Source organism: Alteromonas sp. a30 (assembly GCF_026788005.1).
Taxonomy (GTDB): domain Bacteria; phylum Pseudomonadota; class Gammaproteobacteria; order Enterobacterales; family Alteromonadaceae; genus Paraneptunicella.
Map to the genome: position 1 here is coordinate 1 of NZ_JABEPE010000029.1, position 21,585 is coordinate 21,585.

The 21,585-nt window shown below is 41.1% G+C and carries 19 protein-coding genes; 8 read left to right on the top strand and 11 right to left on the bottom strand.

What is annotated here, in order from left to right; all coding sequences use genetic code 11:
• Window positions 1-661: 661 nt before the first annotated feature.
• Both HJG39_RS17745 and HJG39_RS17750 read left to right on the top strand, forming a co-directional pair.
• Entirely contained in the window at window positions 662-934 is a 273-nt protein-coding gene (locus tag HJG39_RS17745) for an XRE family transcriptional regulator (RefSeq protein WP_268411507.1), read from the top strand.
• 13 nt (window positions 935-947) lie between these two features.
• Window positions 948-4,064 (top strand): N-6 DNA methylase, encoded by a 3,117-nt coding sequence (locus tag HJG39_RS17750; RefSeq protein WP_268411510.1) that lies wholly within the window; start codon window positions 948-950, stop codon window positions 4,062-4,064.
• Between the two features lie 333 nt (window positions 4,065-4,397).
• Here the strand turns inward: HJG39_RS17750 and HJG39_RS17755 are convergent, their stop codons facing one another.
• Together HJG39_RS17755 and HJG39_RS17760 are read right to left on the bottom strand one after the other, a co-directional pair.
• Window positions 4,398-4,817, bottom strand: a complete 420-nt coding sequence (locus HJG39_RS17755; protein WP_268411513.1) for an aldehyde-activating protein — start codon at window positions 4,815-4,817, stop codon at window positions 4,398-4,400.
• A gap of 210 nt (window positions 4,818-5,027) precedes the next feature.
• Window positions 5,028-6,068 (bottom strand): 3-oxoacyl-ACP synthase III family protein, encoded by a 1,041-nt coding sequence (locus tag HJG39_RS17760; protein ID WP_268411516.1) that lies wholly within the window; start codon window positions 6,066-6,068, stop codon window positions 5,028-5,030.
• 965 nt (window positions 6,069-7,033) lie between these two features.
• On the opposite strand from HJG39_RS17760, the gene HJG39_RS17765 reads away from it, so the two are divergent.
• Window positions 7,034-8,956 (top strand): methyl-accepting chemotaxis protein, encoded by a 1,923-nt coding sequence (locus tag HJG39_RS17765; RefSeq protein WP_268411519.1) that lies wholly within the window; start codon window positions 7,034-7,036, stop codon window positions 8,954-8,956.
• A gap of 166 nt (window positions 8,957-9,122) precedes the next feature.
• The gene (locus HJG39_RS17770; protein WP_268411581.1) at window positions 9,123-9,374 is read left to right on the top strand and encodes a hypothetical protein; all 252 of its coding nucleotides are present in this window, start codon (window positions 9,123-9,125) and stop codon (window positions 9,372-9,374) included.
• Between the two features lie 89 nt (window positions 9,375-9,463).
• Here the strand turns inward: HJG39_RS17770 and HJG39_RS17775 are convergent, their stop codons facing one another.
• The 3 genes from HJG39_RS17775 to HJG39_RS17785 form a co-directional block, all read right to left on the bottom strand.
• On the bottom strand, window positions 9,464-9,787 hold the full coding sequence (locus HJG39_RS17775; protein WP_268411522.1) for a rhodanese-like domain-containing protein: 324 nt from the start codon (window positions 9,785-9,787) through the stop codon (window positions 9,464-9,466).
• A 149-nt stretch (window positions 9,788-9,936) separates the two neighbouring features.
• The gene (locus tag HJG39_RS17780; protein WP_268411525.1) at window positions 9,937-12,252 is read right to left on the bottom strand and encodes a hypothetical protein; all 2,316 of its coding nucleotides are present in this window, start codon (window positions 12,250-12,252) and stop codon (window positions 9,937-9,939) included.
• Between the two features lie 170 nt (window positions 12,253-12,422).
• A complete protein-coding gene (locus HJG39_RS17785; protein WP_268411528.1) occupies window positions 12,423-12,998 on the bottom strand; it encodes a TetR/AcrR family transcriptional regulator in 576 nt (191 codons plus the stop codon).
• A 109-nt stretch (window positions 12,999-13,107) separates the two neighbouring features.
• Between HJG39_RS17785 and HJG39_RS17790 the strand changes: the two genes are divergently transcribed.
• Together HJG39_RS17790 and HJG39_RS17795 are read left to right on the top strand one after the other, a co-directional pair.
• Entirely contained in the window at window positions 13,108-13,647 is a 540-nt protein-coding gene (locus HJG39_RS17790; protein ID WP_268411532.1) for a carboxymuconolactone decarboxylase family protein, read from the top strand.
• 233 nt (window positions 13,648-13,880) lie between these two features.
• On the top strand, window positions 13,881-14,351 hold the full coding sequence (locus HJG39_RS17795) for a hypothetical protein (protein ID WP_268411534.1): 471 nt from the start codon (window positions 13,881-13,883) through the stop codon (window positions 14,349-14,351).
• A gap of 11 nt (window positions 14,352-14,362) precedes the next feature.
• Here HJG39_RS17795 and HJG39_RS17800 read toward each other — a convergent pair whose 3' ends face one another.
• The 3 genes from HJG39_RS17800 to HJG39_RS17810 all read right to left on the bottom strand — a co-directional run bounded on the left by HJG39_RS17800 (window position 14,363) and on the right by HJG39_RS17810 (window position 17,402).
• Entirely contained in the window at window positions 14,363-15,217 is an 855-nt protein-coding gene (locus HJG39_RS17800; RefSeq protein ID WP_268411537.1) for a 23S rRNA (adenine(2030)-N(6))-methyltransferase RlmJ, read from the bottom strand.
• A gap of 132 nt (window positions 15,218-15,349) precedes the next feature.
• Window positions 15,350-15,670 (bottom strand): hypothetical protein, encoded by a 321-nt coding sequence (locus HJG39_RS17805; RefSeq protein ID WP_268411540.1) that lies wholly within the window; start codon window positions 15,668-15,670, stop codon window positions 15,350-15,352.
• A 121-nt stretch (window positions 15,671-15,791) separates the two neighbouring features.
• Complete coding sequence (locus HJG39_RS17810) at window positions 15,792-17,402, bottom strand: methyl-accepting chemotaxis protein (protein ID WP_268411543.1); 1,611 nt, start codon at window positions 17,400-17,402, stop codon at window positions 15,792-15,794.
• A gap of 469 nt (window positions 17,403-17,871) precedes the next feature.
• Between HJG39_RS17810 and HJG39_RS17815 the strand changes: the two genes are divergently transcribed.
• The gene (locus HJG39_RS17815; protein WP_268411546.1) at window positions 17,872-18,888 is read left to right on the top strand and encodes a permease; all 1,017 of its coding nucleotides are present in this window, start codon (window positions 17,872-17,874) and stop codon (window positions 18,886-18,888) included.
• Between the two features lie 24 nt (window positions 18,889-18,912).
• On the opposite strand, the gene HJG39_RS17820 is transcribed toward HJG39_RS17815, so the two are convergent.
• The 3 genes from HJG39_RS17820 to HJG39_RS17830 all read right to left on the bottom strand — a co-directional run bounded on the left by HJG39_RS17820 (window position 18,913) and on the right by HJG39_RS17830 (window position 20,983).
• Entirely contained in the window at window positions 18,913-19,212 is a 300-nt protein-coding gene (locus tag HJG39_RS17820; protein WP_268411549.1) for a 4a-hydroxytetrahydrobiopterin dehydratase, read from the bottom strand.
• A 190-nt stretch (window positions 19,213-19,402) separates the two neighbouring features.
• The gene (locus HJG39_RS17825; protein ID WP_268411551.1) at window positions 19,403-19,552 is read right to left on the bottom strand and encodes a hypothetical protein; all 150 of its coding nucleotides are present in this window, start codon (window positions 19,550-19,552) and stop codon (window positions 19,403-19,405) included.
• Window positions 19,553-20,068: 516 nt separating this feature from the next.
• Window positions 20,069-20,983 carry an AraC family transcriptional regulator gene (locus HJG39_RS17830; RefSeq protein WP_268411554.1) on the bottom strand — a complete coding sequence of 305 codons (915 nt, stop codon included), beginning with the start codon at window positions 20,981-20,983 and terminating at the stop codon, window positions 20,069-20,071.
• Window positions 20,984-21,098: 115 nt separating this feature from the next.
• Here HJG39_RS17830 and HJG39_RS17835 point away from each other — a divergent pair, with 115 nt between their 5' ends.
• Window positions 21,099-21,476, top strand: a complete 378-nt coding sequence (locus HJG39_RS17835; protein ID WP_268411557.1) for a hypothetical protein — start codon at window positions 21,099-21,101, stop codon at window positions 21,474-21,476.
• Window positions 21,477-21,585 lie beyond the last annotated feature (109 nt).

The window sequence follows — 21,585 nt, forward strand, 5'->3', positions numbered from 1 at the left end:
CCCCCTTAGCTCAGTTGGTTAGAGCGACGGACTGTTAATCCGCAGGTCCCCCGTTCGAGTCGGGGAGGGGGAGCCAATTTTTTCAAGGCTCATCTGCGTAGTACCTACTAACATAAATTTAAAAATCCTATTCTGTGTAGCATATATGTAGCAAAATAAATGTTTCCTTAAGAATTCTTCGTTTCATACACAGTTTTCGATAGCCACTAAAGCACTTCCCTCGCCTTTCAACTAATTCAAAGACTTTTATTAACAAACTTTGGCAGCTAAGACAGCAAATTTGGGCTCTACCCCATTATCGGGGGATTAGCATTCATACCTTGTTCGATTAATGATTCCATCCCATCCACAATGGGTCATCACTCTTAACGGCTCTACCCCATTATCAGATGTTAACTGGAATATCTTTCTCAGGCTTAAAGTACGTGCAGAGGCTAACAACAGAAAATGCTGATTTTTGTCTTTCACGCTGTCCCCCTCTTGCCTAGCTTTAATGCACATTATTTTATGTGCGACCATCATAGGACATAAATTAATGTGTGCCAAGCTAAAATAAACATTATTTAATGTACATTGAAAATAAATCTATGTATAAATAGCAAATCTTTAGCATACACATCGAAAGAGGATTGCACTGTATATTAAGACAGTACCTTTCAGTATGGATTATGAAGAGTTCAAACGTCAGTTAGGCAAAGCAGGTATTTCAGGGCGGGAGTTTTCCAGAATCGTGAAACTCAATCCCAATTCACTAACCAATTATTCGAAGACGGGGAAGATCCCCGCGCACTGGGCCATTATTGCCGCTCTCATGGGAGAGATGGCAGAGAAAGGCCTGGACTTTAAAACTGTTATCGAAAGCATTGAACTGGAGCCTAATAAGCCCAGAGGTGCAGCGAAAGATGGTCAGTTTGGTGGAAACAAAAAAGATTAAGGCACAGGAAATAATGAAACAACACGCAGTCCAGCTAGTTAAGGATGTTATTGAAAAGACTGAAAGCGCTCAAAACGAGTATCAGTTGCAGCACGAAATTGAGTTGTCATTTAAAGAACTTAGCCTCAACCTGAACGGTATCTGGAAACCTTGTCCTATTCAGCAGCGGGTGCCCGATGGGAAAGGTGGTTATAAATGGGTCGATTCTGCTCACGGTGCTGTCATTATCGAGTACAAAGGCCCAAAGTCCTTCAATAAAAAGAATAATGAAAAGTGTAAGCATGGCAAAAAACAGGCCGAAGAATACGCCCAACTGTTGCATCGTGACGAAGGTCGCGAGCTGTCAGATTACACCATGGTTGCGTGGGACGGCGAGAGTGTAGCATTTGGTCGTCATGATACATCCGGCGTGCCAGTGTGGGAACCATTACAGGTTTTTGATGAGAAAGCCGCGATAAGACTCATTCAGGAACTCATCAACAACGGGACACCGCTGGTTTCAGCCATCCTGTTAAAAGAGGTTGTTGGACCTGACTCTAAATATGGGCAACAACTCATTCCTATGTTTTTTGATGCAATCGTCCTGGCAGATGCAGGTGGCACCTCAAAGGAAAAGCTGCTCTATACCGAATGGAACCGCCTTTTTGGTCAGGTTGTTGGGATTCAGCCTGACGGAATGAGAAACCTTATAGAGCGTCAAAGCTCCCATCATGACGCTGCATATACAAAAAACATATCGGCATACCTGTTTTCACTCAATACTTATATTGCGCTACTGGCTAAAATAGTCGCCGCATGTGCATTACCCGGCTCCACGCAAAACATCCTGAATACAACCATAGATGTTCAGGAACGGATAAGTTCAATGGAAACCGGAAAGTTGTTCAAGAATGCGGGTATTTCAAATATGTATGCCGGAGACTTCTTCTCTTGGTATCTGGAGGATAATAACTGGTCCCAATTTGCAAAGGTTATTGACGACTTGTTGGTGGAATTATCAATCGTTGATTTTGAAATCAGTAAGAAGCGGCCCGAAAGTACTAGAGATCTGTTTAAGGGGATATATGAAGGATTCGTACCTCGTGAGCTTCGACACGCGCTCGGTGAGTTCTATACACCAGACTGGCTGGCAGAGCATGGGCTGGATGTTATTGAATGGGATTTGGAATCTGATCTACTTGATCCTACCTGTGGATCAGGCACGTTTTTGCTTGAAGCAATAAGGCGAAGAAGAGTTGCAAAACCGGGAGCGGATGCAGTTGAGTTATTATCCGGTCTGTACGGCATAGATCTTAATCCACTTGCCGTATTGAGTGCGAAAGGCTCTATCGTGACGTTTATTGCTCCGTATTTAAACCCACAAAATCCTGTGACAATTCCCGTATACATGGCTGATGCCATCAACACGGCCAATATTCAGCCTGATGGTTGTTATGAATATAATCTTCTGACAGACAAAGGTGAAAAGCTGTTCAGAGTGCCAGAGAAACTTATTCTGGATGACCAATTTTACGCGGTATTTCAGCAACTTAAACTTTGGATTATGGATGACTTACCCGCCAGTAAGATATCCGCACACCTTCTCAAAATGGTCGCATCATTAAACCTCAACAAAATAGAGGAAACTGCCCTCAATAATGCGGTTAATACATTGGTTGAGCTACATGAAGAAGGCTGGGATGGAATATGGTGTTCTATCCTTGCAGAGCGATTCAGGGCTGGTTCGATAAGTCCGGTTAAATATATTTGTGGTAATCCTCCCTGGGTTAAATGGAGCCACTTACCAAGAGCCTATGTCAAAGCCGTTAATGATAAATGCCGAAGCATGGGAGTCTTTAGCTCTGACAAATGGGTTGGAGGCATTGAATCTGATATTTCTACCGTCATCACTTTTGAGGCTATTCGAAAATATCTGAAGGACGGTGGAAGACTTGGATTTTTCATAACCGGCACTGTTTTTTCAAATGAATCCAGTGAAGGCTTCAGACGCTTTAAAATTGATGAAGGCCGTATCAATTGCGCGGTAACTCTGGTGGAAGATTACAACGCCATTAAGCCCTTTGATGGTGTCAGTAACTTTCCGGCACTACTGGTTGTTGAGCGTGGTGAAAATACCAAGTATCCAATCACTTACAAAAAATGGTCAGCGAAAGACGCTAAAAACAAAACCATCCGCTCTTTTTCAGATGCTTCAGACTTTCGTGAGCAAGCAAAAAGTGAATACTTGTTTGCAAAGCCCGCGCCCGGCGGAAAGAACGATTCACGTCCATGGCTAATTGCGACAAAGAAAGAGCACAAGGTGTTTAAATATGTGTTCAATGAAGGAAAAAGCCACTACGTAGCCAGAAAAGGCATTACAACAGACAGACACGCCATATTTTGGGTAGACATCCTGGATAAGCAAGTGACTAATGGAAACGTGACTATCCGAAACAGAGTGCAGGAAGGGCGTACAAAGGGAATACCTGAGATAACCGATGTCGTGGAAGCTGAACACGTTTTCCCTATGCTCAGAGGAAAGGATGTAACCAAGTTTAGGGCCGTTCCTACACCGTTTCATTCTCTCGTACCTCAACGAGAGATGCATGGAGATCCTGATCTGCCATTCAATTACCCAAATACATACCAGTTCCTGGAGCAATTTAAAGAACAGTTAAAAGTTCGCTCCAGTTTAAAACGGTTCCAGAAGAACAAGCCGTATTATTCTCTCTGGAGTACGGGTAACTATACGTTTTATCCTTATAAAGTGTTGTGGCGGGAAATGAACAGCAAAACGTTTTTCGCCGCCTATATCGGTCCTGTAGAGGACAGAATATTAGGGACAAAAGTCGTTGTACCTGACCATAAACTCTACTTTATCCCGGTGGAAACCGAAGACCATGCCGCGTTCCTGACAGGTTTCCTCAATTCAACCTATGTCGCAAAAGCTGTTATGGCTTACGGCTCACTATTGAGTCTGGGGTCCAGCGTAGCTGAATACCTCAAAATTCCAGAGTTCGACGATATGGATAGTGATCACCTGGCTATTAGAGAGATTGCCCGTATTGCAACAATGTCCGGTGGTGACATTTCGGAAGAAGAACAACAGGAACTTGATGATTTAGTTAACAAGGTGTTGGGAATTAGGTAATATTTTTAAAATAAGCCCGCTAAGGCATTGTTTTTACTGGGTTTGTGCATTTGCTACATAATTCCGATTATTTCAGTATCTGTTGTTGATTGCAGCAGAGTAACCATGTTGCCAGGCAACGAGCAATGAAGATAATGGTTAGACCAACTCACCTGAAACCTGAATCCCCCGAAGGTCAATAAGACCGGATTAACGATGAGGAAGGCGAGTACGCGACATTCATTGAGGTCAGAGGGATAGCTTCCCTCATCAAGAGACCGGCTATACGCACGCATCGGCTATCTATCTTCAAAAACGTAGCTTGCAACTGGGGAGGAGTCCCTATACGGGGGATCAGCATTCACTAACCATTGAAATAACCTTTGACCAAACAGTAGGCCAGCGCTCGGCCTTATCTTTAGGTGAAAACCTTTTAGGGCTAACGTTAACTGACGCTTTAAGAGAAAAGTCTTTTTCAAATACCGTTTTGGAAACAGCGCCTCTTGTTTCCCCGTTTTTCGTGCTTGTAACGACGACGACCTGCTTACAACGACTGCATTGCCAAAATGTAGCTTGCTCAGAACCTTGCTTGAGCTGATTCATGTGACTTTTAGGGGAAAATGCTATTGTTCCGTTAACATCCGAAAGATAAGCAAGCCCGTGAGAAATGCAAAAATCACAATCGCACTCTCTCGCCTGATATTCCTCAATTGATGAAGGAAAAGAAGCAATGATCTTAATGTCACCGCATTTACATGTAGCCGAATATTCCATTTAGTGATCCTCTAATGACAGTCACATCTTTGGCTTTTATGATTTAAATCAATTCAAAGCCCCTCCCCTTCAAACGAACAAGAGCTTAGCCATCTAAATCTAGAGCGCCAAGTAAGTACAACAATACGAAACGAACTTTATTACCTGATTATATGAAAAAACCCAGCTAAAAGCTGGGCTTGACCTGTTAATTCAACTCACTACGGAGAGTTAAGCTTTATATTGCTTCTTATCATACCAACGCATCATAAAGCCTTTGTAGTGGAAGCCTGAGCCGATTTGGAATACGAAGATGTTAGCCCCATCTTTCAACATACCACGCTTTCTGGCTTCCTCTAAGTTGACAGGAACAGAGGCAGAAGCATTTGACCCATACTGCTGGAAGGTATGGCAAACTTTATTCAAGTCGAAGTCTAAGCATTCTGACCAAACGGTAGGCAGCCAATGAACCCCTTGGTGTGGGATCATAATGTCAACTTCGTCTTTTTCTAAACCCGTTTGTTCAAGCAACTTATTAAATACCGTTACGATATATTCTTTGGAGTTTAACGTTGCCGCTTTAGCTTGGTCATAATCGTAAGACACAAACAGACCTGGCTCGGTTGTGTTTTTTCTATATTCCTGCTTCGGGTAACGCACATCTACAGTAAACGCGCTGTGGTTTTCACCATCAGTAATAGCATAGGAAGATAGATAACCACGATCCGCTGGAACCGCACTCACCACCATCGCACCAACAGAATCACCTAACGCAACAGAAAATGAGCAAGAGTAGTCTTTTAGGCGAGAGTAAAAACATGAATTAACAATCAAAATGTTCTTGTACATACCGGACTGTATCATGCTCGACGCCACCATTAAGCAAGAAACAGAGCTAGCGCAACCTGTTTCGATATTCATGCCAGTTGCGTTTTTTAGCCCTAACTTTTTAATCAGTAGTCCTACATCGCCAGGGATAATGAAGTCACCGGGTAATGAGCTAGATAAAACAAGATCAATACTACTTGGGTCAATATCGGCGTCATTTAATGCAGCTTGACCAGCAATGACACCTGCATCAGAAGGTAAAAGATCTTCAGGAAATTCCAGTCGGGTTTCAACACCATCAAAGGGCGTTCTACCTGTTACGACATTAGTGAAATTGTAGTTATCCCACAAAGAGTCATCAACTTCCTTTTCAGGAAAATAAGTTCCTAATCCCACAATTCCCGGATTAATATCGTTAGTATTTAAATTATTTAGCTCGTTCATAAATAAAACCCCTCATCAGGTTTTAGAATTTAAAATTATCCTTACAAGCCGACTGCTTATATACTTCTTTACCTGGCTCGCATTTGTAAAACCGCGCGGTGACATTAATCTATTAGGATAATCAAATCTAGAACAATAAACTCTTTCAATTAACAATATCTTATATGGGGTATTATATTAACCTTATTAACAACAAGTTAACAAAGTGGATAATTAGTCCTTATTTAACAATAACTTAGGATAATTACAAGCCTACAAAAAGGCTAACATCATCGGATAAATGAATCAAACAGGATGAAAAGCATTAATAAAAACCCGAAAAGAAAATCAACAAGGTAAATATTTAACATTAATTTAACTAAACGCTACATCTTGATTTGGTCAAACACAATGAAAGTGATTTTCAAATAATTATTAATCAATTTCCCCGATTCATACTTCAACTACACTGCCAACATTTCTCGCCACCAAAACCAATTAGTGGCTCTGTGCTTATCCGCTAAGCCTATTACCGAAGTGAGAAGTAAGCGCATCAACTAATCACTTTCCTACTACATACATGAGCTAAGTCATTATTCATACAGAAAAGCATTGCTGAAACAGCAACAAATCTAGATTTGGAAAATTTTTCACTCTCTAAAAAGTTAGGAAAAAAGTAAGAATTTGTAATAAAAATAGGAAAAAGTACCTTAATGCATTGATATATAATAACTTAACAAAGGAATTTTCCCTCTAGAAAAAAAATGAATTTCATTTAACTAGCTCTTGCTTTTGACAAATTAAAACTTTACCTCTAAGGGGCAATTTAATATTCTTTTACATCTTTTTAAAATGAGTGACAAAAGAGCAACAATCCAAACTAGCCATCATAAACAGGAAGACCTTTAGGACTCGGTAGGAGAAACGCCCCTCCAAGCAAAGGTCAAACAATAATATTACGGGCAATTCTTGCCGCTGGGAGGCACATGTCTATTCAGAAGAAATTTATTGCTTCGGTTTCCGGGGTAATCTTATTTTTCACCGTTTTAGCGGCGGTGATTAATATTTATTCCACATCAGAGTCTATTGATGAACGCGTATCTAAAGCTCAGGAAGCGACAACCAACCAGCTTCTTGATGTTTTGCGCGTAACCGACAGTATTATGCTGGAGCGCGTTAAGAACAGTATGACGCTATTAAAGCAACGCGGTAATCAACTTGGAGAAGCCTCTCTTGGCGACATAATTCAAGTCAATGGAACCCCTGCTCGTCAATTGTTGCTTGGTGGAAAGGCCCAAGCAAATGACTTTGCGCTTGTTGATGGATTAACCGATGTTATGGGGGGAACAGCAACGCTCTTTAGTAAAACGAACGACGATTATGTTCGAATTTCTACGAATGTCTTTAAAAACGGACAACGCGCGATTGGCACCACACTCGCCAAAGGTGGAAAAGCCATCAAAAAGATTAACCAGAGCGACGCCTACTATGGCGAAGTTGATATTTTAGGAAATCCCTACCTTACAGCTTATGAACCTATTTTTAACGCTCGTAATCAAGTTATTGGTATTTGGTATGTAGGGTATTCAGCCGACCTCAATATTTTAGCTAAAGCCATTGAGAAAAGCCGAATAATGGAAAATGGCTTCGTCGCCCTGCGTGATAACAAAGGGGTTGTGCGAATGCAATCACAACACACCAATAGCGCTAAAGTTGAAAGTATTCTCAAAAATCCAGGGGACAACTGGCACATAAAGGCCACCACATTCGCACCGTGGGGATACGATATTTTAGTCGTCACCTCCCAAGAGGATATTAGCAGCTTAGTGAGTTCCGCTGTTGTCTCGGCAGTGATGAAAACCCTTATCGCCGGGCTTTGTGTGTTGGGTACAATCTACTTTTTAGTGAAAACGATTGTAGGGGATCCGCTAACGCACTTTACGCATGTCGTAAATGACATTGCTCGAGGTGAAGGTGATTTAACCTTTCGTTTTGAAGAAAATACCAACGATGAATTTGCCAGTATGGCACGAGGCTTTAACCGTTTACTTTCGAAGTTACAAGCTACTATTCAACTGGTGAGTGACACGACCGAAGCGGTCCTAAAGCAAGCCTCGGAGTTACAATATACGGCAATGCAATCAAGCTCCTCAATTGAGCAGTTAGCCACCCATACTCACGGTATTACGTCTGCTATTGACGAGCTTCAAAGCAACGCCTCTGCTGTTGCAGAGAACACTAAACGGGCTGACGAAGCTACACAAGCAGCAGACGCAGATACTAATCAAAGTGTTTCTGTACTGCGTTCATCTATCAGCGATATTGAAAAGCAAGCCTCTGAAGTTGATTCATCAGTGGAAGTCATTAATCAACTCGCAAAAGCGAGTGAAGATATTAGCGGCGTGATGGAGGTAATACGAACCATAGCCGAACAAACAAACTTACTGGCTCTTAATGCCGCAATAGAAGCAGCGCGAGCGGGCGAACAAGGCCGTGGATTTGCCGTTGTCGCCGATGAAGTACGCTCCTTGGCCAGCCGTACACAAGCATCAACCGAAGAAATTCGCGGCATGATAGAACGCTTACAAATGGGCAGTCGAGAGGCGTCACAGCGAATGCAAAGTAACAAGGACACAGCCTTCCAAACCGTTGATAGCACCAAGCATGCGGGAGACAGCCTGAAACAAGCGTTAGATGCCGTCGCCACTATTCGCGATCTGAACCAAGAAAACGCACAGATGGCGACTGAGCAAAGAGAAGTTGCTTCCAATGTTAGCGCCAGCGTTGAGCAAATACGTGCAACAGGTGACGAAAACCGTAAATACGCGGAATCATTCCTCAAGCATTGTCAACAACTGCAAACGCAAGTTGAAGATATGCGTAAGCAACTAAACAATTATCGATACTAAATAGTATTGAACCCGCTATCTTTGGGAGTAGCACCTTGCTACTCCCAAAAACCACTCCAACTCAGTTCACAGATCATCTACCCATCCAACCAATACAGCGGTTGGTCCTGTACTAATACTGCGTAATTTCTTAAGCTACTTGCAAACAATGAAATTATTCAACTCGATGGCAAAACCCAATAAAAAAGGCCCAACTAAAACCGTTGATATTTCTTGCGCTAAATGCAAAAGCAATTTGTTTAAGTACCGAAAATGTGGGAAAGGCGCATTAGTGAAGTGCTTTATCGAACGCATTAGCCAAGACTACACGCAAAACCAAACACACTGCCCCGAATGCAACAACGAGTTTTCTAGGCCAACGATGATCCGCGGCACCCCTGCCCTAAAGATTATCGGAGGCAAAGTGCTAGTGAAGTAATTCTCGTCATGGCGACTAGACTTTCGAGGCACGAAAAAGGCGCTACATGAGCGCCTTCATTTTAACGAGAAGCAATGCTAAGAAGCGCACTAACCGCGTTCTTTCCTCGCATCTTCAATCCCACCTGCGTTTGACACATTTGTGTAGCCTGCGGCTTGTAAAGCTTCTAAAGCAATATTTGCCCGGTAGCCACTGCGACAATACAAGCGAATTTCATGATCTTTGCTGGGAAACAGTTCATTAACTTTTTCAACAATATCTGTGTGAGTAATGCGTAAATCACCGTCGATATGGCTAAGTTTATGTTCTGCTGCACTGCGAACATCGATCCACGTGGGTTCTGCATTAGAGAAAAAACTCACGGCACTAATCAGTGCAATAGCAATCACTTTTAACAAGGAATGGTAATTCATAAAACGATGCTGCCTTTTCATATTGGGTTTATTTAAGTTACGAAGATACTGCACTATGAGAAAGCATTTTTTATCATACTATTTCATTTTTTCTAAATGTACCAACAAGCCCTCAGCGGAAATGACAGCAGCCTTATTGTCATCTCGGCCTAACTTGCGCCAATCAAACTGTAAACTAACCGAACCTGTTTTGATAATGCAGTATGCACAACATAATCCATGATAAGCGCAGCAACGGCCTTGCGCTGTTGGGCCATTAAGCGCAAGTCAGCATAGAATTTATAAGATAAATTAGGGTCTTCAAATTGATGAAAGGGGGCTTCTGCTTTATTCGCCGTTAAAAAGGTGATGCAGTCTCGTATTTCACCATTGCTAGTAAAGGCAACACACGTACTGTAATAGGTAAAGCGGTTGGACTGGAAGCTGTCGTGAAAAATATTGACTGGCTTATGGTCGGGCTTTGCAAAGGGTCGATAACGCACAAATTCACTGGTACATGATTCTAGCGTGGCACGGTTTCCTACTCGCGTGAAAAACATATTGCGAATACCATTGCTAGGCACGCTTTTAGTATCAACAATCTGGGTTTCACTGAATATGAAGTCGAGTATTTGGTCATTACTGTAGGCAGAACTCAGCATTTTTACTGATTGCAGTCCATCTTCTTTGTTATAGATATAGCGATAACTTGCCATATGGCCTAAAAACGCTTGTATCGTTTGAACATCATTGGTTTTGGCTAATTCTGCTTTAAGCTTCTTAGACGCATTTTTCGTATTCGCATCAAGGCTTTGAAGGCTTGCGCTGCGATTTTTTACGTTCTGCATAAGCGCAAGAGTTTCTGCAATATAATTTTTGCTATCAACTGCAGTAAACCATTTTACGACGTCTTCTTTTTCTTTACTGGTAAGCGACCTACCGAGAATATCTGGCAACAGGGCCTCGATTAGCTCCATTTTTGTTTTAGTGCCACTCGAATCTTGTATTTGCAACGTAGAGCCATTGACTTCATTTAAAAGAATCTGTGATGTGCCATTTGACTGTTTATCTAGCTCAGTCGCACACTCATCAAAACGCATAAAACGCTTTAGCATTTTATTTGGATGTTCAGACGAGCCATCCGCTACTTCGCACAGCATAATTAGCTGCTCATGGGCATGATAAAAAACATTAGGAAATGGTAATATTATTTCCGTTTTCACAGAGCTTGCTTGTATGATGGAAAGCGATGCTTTTGCATTTTTACAGGCATTAACGAAGTCTGTATCACTGGATTTGCTCAGCGCTAAAACTGGCTGATAGCTATTATAAGCGCCAAAAATAACCGTTAAAGCGGAATATGTTTTTTTGGCAAGTACACGAATTTCTTCCATTTTCTTCGTTGTTGTTGTGACAGGTGGCGTTTTTTCTGAATCCGCTATAACAGCGTCTATTGCCGTATTGATGGTATTTCTCAACGTCTTAATATAGGTCGTTCCACCAGAACTAGGTTGGAAACTAATTTGCTCCAGCTTTACTTCCCCTTTTGGCTTATCAGATTGTCCTTTGAGATCAATAAATTCATGCCATTGCGTTACCGCTTCAATCGTAAATTTTCTAGGTATGGTCACATCGATTAATTCCATTAAAATGGATTTAATCACCTCTGGCGTGTCGCTACTTCCAGAAGCGTTAACACCAGTATATTGCGCTTTCCAAAGCCAGCCTAAACGGTAAATTTTAAAAGGTGGGATGCGGTCACTTTCAACAATACTGGGTAAATTCTCGCCTTTTAGATTTTCATTTTGCGACTCCCACAGTCCTGTATTTATATGTGAAAACTGTTTGGTAATTTTCCCCGGTACTAATTCAATCGGATGGTAATTGGTTCGCCAATCTGGGACGTTTCCGTTAAGGTTATCAAGTATGGCATTTATGTAATCTGCTAAGGATTTAAGTGGCTCTAGCTGGCTTGTGAATTGAAGCGGCGCAAACGCCATTCCGATATCCTCAGCGGTTTGCTCAAAAGTAGCAGAAATTAAGTTCTCTACCCTCTCGTACACTGTCTCTGTTAAGGGAACAGGCAGCCAAGGATTGATAAGAAGTTGGGTATCCCAGTCCGAGGTTCCCATTGCGCCCTTATCCTCAACGGTATATTTATAGGCGTTTCCACCTTTAATGTAGAACTGAAATAGGGGCTCTTTTCTATCTTTGTCTTGTCGTAAATCAAATTCATTTCTGATGTCTATTTCAAGCGAATCCAGCCCTTGATTAATCGCATCTAAACAGATTAAAACATGTTGTCTAACGATTTGTTTAAAATAAGAAAAGTTACTTAAGTTGGCCCAATCAGGGAGCCCATCGCTACGACAGGAATCATCATAATTGATAGTGAGGTCATTCATTTGTTCCGTTAGCCAACTACTGATACTCCTTTTTAGTTCCCTTTTCTTTTCGATTTCTTGTTTGGTGGGAATTAATGCCATGGGCTACTCCGCATAATTAACGTCAAGGATAGACAAATATGCTCTTAGCCTAGAAGGTTTAATGGGAAGTTAAGTGTAAAAGGCAATTAAATATAAAGTTGAAAAAGGTAATTTTGAACGAAAGAGGTAAAAATCAAGCAATCACGGCAACGTTCCAATGCAAACAGACTCTAACTCAGTACGATTTTTCTGATCATACCGCTGACCATTCCACCAATTTGAGCTTCGCTACACCCAAGACTTAACATTGTCTTAAGGCCAATGATTTGCGACTGAACCAAAATAGACAGTTCTGTTTTGTCTTGTTTTTGCGCGTTTTTATCTTCTTTAATCACTTGCTCAATTTGACGCTCTAATTCCACTCTAACAAACTCTAAGCCATTGAGTGCAATCCCGGTTAAATAAGGCGAAGCGGACTCAAGTTCAGTAACACTTTTGACGAGAAAACAAATATGAGAAGGCCGATAGTTATTCGGGAAAATAATGAAGTTTACACTTTGTATTAAGCCTTCTATTGCGCTAGATGCCACTTCAAAATTGCCACAAATATTCGTCAGCACCATGTCACTGTAAAGCCGCAAAGATTTTTCATAAAGCTCATCTTTTCCACCAAAAGCTGAGTACACGCTTCCTGGTCGCATATCCAAACAGCGTTGAATATCCCGCATTGTGGTGGCTGCATACCCATTTTTCCAAAATAATAGCATGGCTTTTTCTATTGCTACTGCTCGGCTTGTTTCATTCATCAGGTTTTACTTACCTTTATCAATTGAACAATTGTTCAAATTAAACTTGAACAATCGTTCAAATTCAAATAAATTACTCGAAAATTAAATTAGGATGGAGAATTTACCAGTGAGTAACTTTACACTTCATGATCAAGATAGCGCACCTGAAGCATCAAAACCATTACTTCAAAAGAGTATTGATGCATTTGGTATGGTTCCCAATTTACATGCTGTAATGGCAGAGTCTCCACAACTCCTTGAAGGCTATCAACGCGTGCATGAACTCTTCTCAAATAGTTCATTTGATAAGGATGAGTTAACCGTCGTTTGGCAAACAATCAACAAAGCACATAGCTGTGGATATTGTTTACCTGCTCACACCGCTGTTGCCCAAATGATGGGTGCAGACGAGAGCATTACAGAATCCATTAAAACAGACGCAAAATTGCCCAATGCAAAATTAGATGTCTTAAGAGACACGACTCTTGCAATGGTTGAGTCTCGTGGAAATTTAACAGATGCACAGTTAGACAACTTCTATAGTGCTGGTTATACACATCAAAACTTATTAGACATTGTTCTTGGCTTATCCCAAAAGATCATGAGCAATTATACTAACCATATTGCGAAAACGCCTCTTGATGAAGCGTTTCAACAGTTTGCCTAATATTTGTAAGCCGGTCATTAAGGAATCAGCAACTTAACGGCATACTCCCCCCACTATTAGGCATTTCAGTGTCTGGTCTTAGGCCAGACACTCCCCCTTCAAAATCGGTAAACATTTACACCCATATTGAGAATTGACTCACTTTTTGCGTCAACGCATCTTTCATAATTTTGTTTAATAATGTAACTTCTCAACGGTAGTCATTATCCAATTAAGTTTTATGGGAATTGAGAGTGAGGTTAAAAAACCAGTTATTCATGCTGGCTTTGGTTATTCTTTTTAAACCAAACAATGTATTAGCAGCGAATAATCTTGAGGGCAATTACCAAACTCTTAAACCAGAGAGAGGGAAGTATGGCGCCCCAACACATACTGTTTACTTTCAGCAAGGAGAGTTAAACCAGCGTCCTGTTTTAACGGTTTCGGCTTGTCTAAATGGTTGTATTCCAACACTTTATACTTATGATGTCGCCATTTCGGATAAAGTTAACATTCCCATTTATTATTCCAGAACCAATACCTATTTACTCCACTATGGTGAGCGCTCTTGGATTTTGGCCTCTCCTTCATCTCACCTTTCGGGTAAGCCTTGGAAAGGCATTAAGCGGTTGAACATATTCACTCAGGAAGGAAGCAACTTCCCACTTACTGAAGAAGAAGCGGCAAACTTTGTTATGAGCCATTCAAGGGACTTAGGCTACTAAAACTAACACTTCTATTCTGCTACCCACTGCTCACATTTGAAATGTAAGTTACCATCTTGGCTGACAATTTTTGCAAGTTCGGGCAGTTGCTTTTGCATTTTGCCAAATAATGTCCAAGGTGGGTTGATCACTATCATCCCTGCTGATGTCATTCCCTTTTCTTGAGTGTCAGCTTTAATGCCCAACTCAAACCGACAAATATTTGCAATGCCACTATTCTTGAAGCGAGATCCAATGACTTCTATACGTTCCCTTTCAACCACGGGATACCAGATAGCAAAAATGGTATTGCTCATTTTTCGGTGCGCCTTGCATACAATATCGACAACTTTTTCATAATCATCTTTGATTTCATAAGGTGGATCGATCAACACAAAAGCACGGCGTGATAAACAGGGTAATAATCCAAGTAACCCCTGAAACCCATCAACTTTCTTAACATAAATGTTTCTGTTTCGATGAAACTGCTGTTCGAGTAAAGAAAAATCAGCAGGGTGCAATTCATGTAGCCACGCTTTATCGTGTTTTCTGATTAGCTGACTGGCTATAGCAGGAGACCCTGGATACAACACCGTATCACCCGTAGCATTATTTTGTTGGCAGATGTTGACTTGCTCAATCAAGGCATCCAAGTCCCCAGACTCCGCTGCGCGCTCTCCTAAAAAGTGCCCAATACCATTTAAATACTCTTTATTTTTGTCTGCCATAGACCCGGTCAGTTGATAGATCCCCGCCCCAGCATGAGTATCAATATAGTCAAAGGGTTTATCTTTTTTCTTTAGGTAGTTAATAATTTCTATTTGGATAAGGTGTTTCAGAAGATCGGCAAAATTGCCTGCATGGAAGGCGTGTCGGTAACTTAGCAAAACAAACTCTTTACATTAGTGGGCTACATTCTTGTGCCCACTATATACGTTTAAATAAAGAGATAAACAAGCGTAAGGCCAAAATTAATTATAATGTTTGACCTTACAGAGCAAGGACGACTACTTGTTACGTTAATCAAGATTAATGTTGTTCACCTTGTGTTTTTTCTCGCCATAACCATGATAAACACTTGAGCGCTTGCGCCGATGATCATGCCTGTTTTTACCATCGGCATGAGAATGTGTCACTCGCCCGTTTTTATGATGATGATGGTATTCATCGTGTATTTCACAGTACATTTCGTCATCTGCGGGTTGTTCCGTATTTTGGCTCTCAGCTTTGTCATATGGACCCACCTTCATTGCATGACCCTGTCCTGTAGCTTCATGTGCTTGAGCGGCGCTAATTCCCCCGAACAAAAAAAGACTCAACAACAGCGATGGTAATTTCATGTTAATTCACCTTATCGTTTCAACGACTTTGTACTTCTAAGCATAAAAAATAAGCGATGAATTTTACCTTAACTGTTTTTTAATCAATTAACTATCACAATTAGGTAACATTTTTACCTATTTAAACTTTAAACCGTTTTGCCATGGTGTTTAATAGTATTGCAATATCTGACAGCTCTTTCGCCGCGGCCCGCGTTTCCTTACTCGTATCCTCGACACCTTTACTCGCCTGCTCTATTTTATTGATACTGCTTCTCATAACGACGGCATCCTGACGAATATCTTGCGCCAACCCAGCCAAGTCATGGTTTTCATTACTGAGCGCTATCACCGTATCTTTGATGGCACCCAACGACGTCACGGTTTCTTCAACTAGATTGACGGATTCATTTGCCATTGCTTTATTTGAGTCCATTGTTGTAACTGTTGAGGAAATGGACCCCACAATAGTATCTAAAATAGTATTAATTTCGTGTGTTGATTCATGGGTTCTGGAGGCTAAAGTACGAACCTCATCGGCAACAACAGCAAACCCTCGTCCTGACTCCCCTGCTCTCGCAGCTTCAATAGCGGCGTTCAACGCTAACAAATTGGTTTGTTCAGCAATGTCTGCAATAGTTTTCACTACGGAACCAACTTTATCACCTGCATTTTTTAGGCTGAGTAGCATTTCAGCGGAGTGCTCCACTTCTTTTGCCAGTGTGGCAATACTATTTGAGGTTGCAGATACATTTTTCGCTCCTTGTCGCACTTGTTCTGCTCCTGTTCTCGCCATTTCAGAAGCACTATTGGAACGGCTTGTACTGATTTCAATAGATCTTTCTAATGTATCGATCTTTTGCAATAACTCGCTGATATGCTCAGAAAAGGTTAGCACTTGTGTATCCGACAACTGCGCGGAATCATCTAGCTTTTTCGTCGATGTGAGCATTTCAGCCGCTGATTGCTGAATGGCAAGATTACCGTTTCTGAAGGTTTGCAGTAGCGTATTCATGCTCGTAGCAGCAAAGCCAATTTCATCATGTGAAAACACTGGAACATCTTGAGAAATATCGTTATTCGCGGCAATTCGTTTAATTTCCTCGGAAAGGCTAGCCGCGGGCTTAACCACCACTCGACGAGAAAAGATAAAACCAAGGGCGGTAATTAAGGAAATAGCCACAACGCTAAATACAATGAGCCCACGTAACATTCGAATTTCACTCGTGATGTTGTCAGACGCTTCATTTGCTAAAAATCGGGCTTGATGAGTGACACTATCTAATTTTTCATTAAATAAGCCAACGGCATTTTGGATTTGACTAAGCTGCGTTCGTGCGCCATCCCAGTCAACACTCCCTTCTTGATTCATGATCACCTGCAACGCCGTCACTTCATCCCACACTTGCTGCATTTCTTGCTCAAGACCAATTTCCTGAACAAAATCCAGCTGCCTCAGTTTGGCGATTAACTGGCTGAGGTTATCCTCAAACTCCGTTTTCTTAGTAACGAAATCTTCTGATGAAATTGATGTGCTATACAGCTCGAATGCAGCAAGTTGTAATTTGCCGATATTGTCTGCTGCATCCTCAGCATCGCGCAACGCTGGTAACGCCTGTTGAGAGAAATATTCTTTCTGTTCGAGAATCATAACGGACTCTCGATACATTAAGCCTGACGTGACGACAACTAACAATAATATAGCCGCAAACCCAAGCATTATTTTGTTGCTAATTGAATTAAACACCGACATGAAAACACCTTTTATCTATACTTCTAACCATTCCCTGTGTACCTGAACTAACAAATACGACTAGCACCCTACTTTCCATTCCTAAAAACCTGCGGTTACGGTGTAGTTAGCTAAATTGTTGACTACTTGAAGCTGTATGACCGAGGAAAATGACAAAGCCATTCAAAATAAAAAATATACCCTCGAGATAATCTTTGTATACTCTTAGGATATGACTAGTTTGCTTGTAATACCTTTTCTAATCAAGAAAAAGAGGAATATATCTCTCATTAAGAGTATTTTAAATCATGAACAAAATTAACCATTCAAATAAGAACAGAGACATTATATTAACCCAATAAATAAACCTTTCTTGAGCAAAAAGTCAGTCGACATAAGCAGACACAAAATGAGAGATGTACACAAATGAGCAGAGCCGATAAAATGCAGTACGTTGTTTTCTTAAACCAATTAAAAGATGCCGACATTTATGAACTTACTCGCTAACTTTTGGGACTTGTTCACACAATCCGCTCCTTGGTTGCTACTTGGTTACGGTATCGCAGGTATTATTAATGTGTATTTACCTGAATCTTGGTTGCGCAAGCAGTTAGGCACGGCTTCCTTCGGACACTCGGTTAAAGCAGCCGTTGTTGGCGCCCCCCTCCCTCTTTGTTCATGTGGCGTCATCCCCACGGCCCTAGGTTTAAGGCGCAGAGGAGCTTCCAAAAATGCAACGGCTTCGTTTATGGTTGCCACACCGGAAACGGGTGTGGATTCTATCGCAATGACTTATGCCCTTCTGGGTCCGTTAATGGCTATCGCTCGTCCTATTGCAGCTATCTTTAGTGCTGTTCTGGCTGGGGAATCTGTTCGCGCGATGGTTAAAGAAGCTCCGCCGAAACCCGCCCCCGAAAAAGCATCATGCTGTGGTGGGAAAAGTAAAATCCAACAATCCACGTATCAGCGAATTATGCAGTTCTCATTTGTGAAATTGTTAGGGGATACCGTGAATTGGTTGCTGATTGGATTGGTCTTTGCGGCGATTATTCAAACCTTCGTACCAGAATCCTTTTTAAGCCAATGGGGCAATAGCTTTATCACCATGCTTGTGATGATCATTATCAGTATTCCCATGTATATATGTGCGACGGCTTCAACTCCCGTAGCCGCAGGAATGCTGATGGCAGGGGTTTCTCCCGGTGCTATTCTTGTTTTTATGTTAACCGGTCCCGCTACCAATATTGCTACGTTAGGAGCTTTGTCTAACGAGCTTGGCAAAAAAGCAATGTTTGCGTACCTGTTTGGAGTGATTGCTGGTGCGATTGTTTCTGGGCTAGCGCTTGATGCATTGCTCTCGAGTGGATTATTCGATATGAAAGTCGAGGTCACGCTGCATTCTCATGACGAAGGACTCTTCTACACACTGAGTGGGTTGTTACTCGCTTACTTTATGCTTCGCCATTATATAAAAGTGCTTAACGAAAAACGCCAAGCACTCAATTAATGAATGGCTAAGCCATTTTTAGCGTCACGAATAAAAGGTTTCCATTTTTTTTGCCAGCTTAAAATCTAGCTCACTGATACCATCGGCATCATGTGTTGTTAAGTTCACTTCAACACGGTTATAAACATTGAACCATTCAGGGTGATGTTTCAGTTTCTCGGCCCAAATAGCCATTTGTGTCATCCAGCCAAATGCACGAATAAAGGTTTTAAATGTAAACGTCTTATGCAATTTCCCATCCTTCAATTGCCACACTACTTCTAGCCCCTCATTTAGTTCTGCTAACGCATCTTGCAAAGCCGATTCAGTTAATTTATCAACCATTATGTCCTCATAAGTCTGTCTGTAACTGTCCGGGAGAATTCTGTCGCAGATAATAGAAATAGCAAGCCTAAAAACAGGTTTATGTAAATTGATGATTGGAAGGCTATCTATACAAATAATGGAAAACATCCCTGTTTTCGTGGGGGGAAACATCCTTATTAATCAGGTTCAGGGAGATATAAGCACAAATTTAGAAGAAACGACCATCGGTGCAAATGTGCTCCTCACAGTCTTGAGTTAATGATTTTTCGGCAAGATTTACGTCACCGACTTCGTTAATGAGAAAAAAACCGTACCTTTCTTTACTAAAAAGATCTTGGCTATCCGAAGATAAACTCAACCAAGTTTCCAAGAACGCAGCTGGTATACCACAGCTTATGGGGTTTAGCTCCTTCATCTTAACACCTCACAACGATGACTTTTGCCACACATTATAGGTCGTTTAACTTACCTTTAAAAGCAATTTTACGTAAACTGAAAAATTAAAATACATATCAACTATTTATAGGCAAATAAAAACCATCGCTATGCTATATAGCATATATTTTCAACCTAAAAAACGAGAATTATATTTACCGATAGAGGCGAAATGAAAATTATTTCAATTCAAAAAGCGTATTTTTTTCGAGCAAAAACACTTCAATAAGGTTGTAATTTTGTAGTTTTAAAGAAGCCATTTTCAACATTAAAGCAAAAATGATAAATAAGCATAATTAAATTTAGGTGATGAAATAAAAAAGGTGAATTAAACATTTATAAACGAATATTTAATTCACATAATAAAAATAAAATGAGCAAGAACCGATATGGAGGATCCAAGGAATTTGGGGAAGGATTAAATAGGCTCTCCGACTACCTAAATAACGCGCCTGACACTTCCAGGCGTATTGCCAGTTGTATTACGAAACGCCTTTCTAAATGCAGGCTCAGACTCATACCCACAACGCTCAGCTATCTCGGCAATTGAAAGCTGAGAACTTTCTAACAACAGCGTTGCTTGCTGCATTCTCCAGTGCGTTAAATACTTCATTGCCGACATCCCCACCAAATCTTGGAACTTTTGTGCAAATGCAGAACGACTTAACGCGCAGGTTGCAGCTAAAGAATCAAGTGACCAAGAAGACTCTGGATTGTTATGAATAGCAGACAATGCTCGACTAATTTTTGAGTCAAATAAAGCAAATAACAAACCTGATTGGAGTTGATCGGCCCGAATTTGCTGCCGAATAATTTGTGTAAACAACAAATGAGCTAAATTCTCAATTGCAGCATACATTCCCGGTTCATTTGTATCTAATTCGGCGATTAACAATTCAATGATATTTTTCAAATAGGTAGCTTTACCAATTGAACTCATATCTAGAATAAGCCAGTCGGGAAAAGAATCGAGTAATGGCCAAGCCGTTTTATTCTTAAATTCGAAAAAGCCACAAATCATATGCGTACCTGTTCCATCAGGAGTATCGAATTCGGCATTGATAAGGTCAGGATCAGGAGCATCTACAGAACTGGCAATAATGTGTTTATTATCATGAGGAAAGAGAACTAAACTCCCCTCATTCATTTTTACAGGTTCCTTTTCGGGAAGATGCAACCAAGCTTCTCCCTTGCTAATTAAATGAAACGGCATTTTACGACTACCGCTTGAGTCTACAGCCCAAGCTCCACAAAACTCACCACTAACATACACGTTCGCTGATAAACCGAGCTGCTTCATCACAGAACTCAGTGCATCAGGATTATCTAAATATACGCTTGGACGATCTGACATAAAATATGGACTTTCTGATGCAAAAGGTATTTAAAGTTGCCACTATAGTACAGCCTCGATTGAGCAACAAGCGACATCTGTCGCTGAGTATACTATTTGTATTGGAGCAATTAACATGAAAGCACTCATTTTGAAATTAACAGCAGTTTTCGTACTTGCATCTAGCGTTGTATTAAGCGCGTTTGCTGGTACTCCACACACAAGAGATGATGGTGTAACTGTTATCAACCTTGACGAATTTAACGGCTACTTCGAAGCGAAAGAAACTGTTGCCGGCCTTAAAGAAGGTAAATACGAATTCGTAGTAACTAATAAAGCTGATAAGCTTGTTGGTTTCCAAATTCAGTCTATCGACGACAAGAAAACTTTAGATATGTTCCCTCTTGAGCCAGGTGAAACTAAAATCGCTAAAGTTACAGTAGGTAAAGATGGCGTTCGTTTCCGTTGCCCAATTAACCCTACTCCTTGGTATGACCTAGACGTAATTAAGTAAGTTTCAAATCTGAACCTTTAATTTGCAGGGATGCAGATAGCACAAATTCAAAACGTACCTTTGGCCGCATCATTGATGCGGCCTTTTTTTATTCTAAACTCCGGCCAAT

What these genes read in the sequence shown, in the direction of transcription:
- HJG39_RS17745 (WP_268411507.1), top strand. Translation starts at nt 662, where the DNA reads ATGGATTATGAAGAGTTCAAACGTCAGTTAGGCAAAGCAGGTATTTCA.
- HJG39_RS17750 (WP_268411510.1), top strand. Translation starts at nt 948, where the DNA reads ATGAAACAACACGCAGTCCAGCTAGTTAAGGATGTTATTGAAAAGACT.
- HJG39_RS17755 (WP_268411513.1), bottom strand. Translation starts at nt 4,817, where the DNA reads ATGGAATATTCGGCTACATGTAAATGCGGTGACATTAAGATCATTGCT.
- HJG39_RS17760 (WP_268411516.1), bottom strand. Translation starts at nt 6,068, where the DNA reads ATGAACGAGCTAAATAATTTAAATACTAACGATATTAATCCGGGAATT.
- HJG39_RS17765 (WP_268411519.1), top strand. Translation starts at nt 7,034, where the DNA reads ATGTCTATTCAGAAGAAATTTATTGCTTCGGTTTCCGGGGTAATCTTA.
- HJG39_RS17770 (WP_268411581.1), top strand. Translation starts at nt 9,123, where the DNA reads ATGGCAAAACCCAATAAAAAAGGCCCAACTAAAACCGTTGATATTTCT.
- HJG39_RS17775 (WP_268411522.1), bottom strand. Translation starts at nt 9,787, where the DNA reads ATGAATTACCATTCCTTGTTAAAAGTGATTGCTATTGCACTGATTAGT.
- HJG39_RS17780 (WP_268411525.1), bottom strand. Translation starts at nt 12,252, where the DNA reads ATGGCATTAATTCCCACCAAACAAGAAATCGAAAAGAAAAGGGAACTA.
- HJG39_RS17785 (WP_268411528.1), bottom strand. Translation starts at nt 12,998, where the DNA reads ATGAATGAAACAAGCCGAGCAGTAGCAATAGAAAAAGCCATGCTATTA.
- HJG39_RS17805 (WP_268411540.1), bottom strand. Translation starts at nt 15,670, where the DNA reads ATGAAATTACCATCGCTGTTGTTGAGTCTTTTTTTGTTCGGGGGAATT.
- HJG39_RS17810 (WP_268411543.1), bottom strand. Translation starts at nt 17,402, where the DNA reads ATGTCGGTGTTTAATTCAATTAGCAACAAAATAATGCTTGGGTTTGCG.
- HJG39_RS17815 (WP_268411546.1), top strand. Translation starts at nt 17,872, where the DNA reads ATGAACTTACTCGCTAACTTTTGGGACTTGTTCACACAATCCGCTCCT.
- HJG39_RS17820 (WP_268411549.1), bottom strand. Translation starts at nt 19,212, where the DNA reads ATGGTTGATAAATTAACTGAATCGGCTTTGCAAGATGCGTTAGCAGAA.
- HJG39_RS17830 (WP_268411554.1), bottom strand. Translation starts at nt 20,983, where the DNA reads ATGTCAGATCGTCCAAGCGTATATTTAGATAATCCTGATGCACTGAGT.
- HJG39_RS17835 (WP_268411557.1), top strand. Translation starts at nt 21,099, where the DNA reads ATGAAAGCACTCATTTTGAAATTAACAGCAGTTTTCGTACTTGCATCT.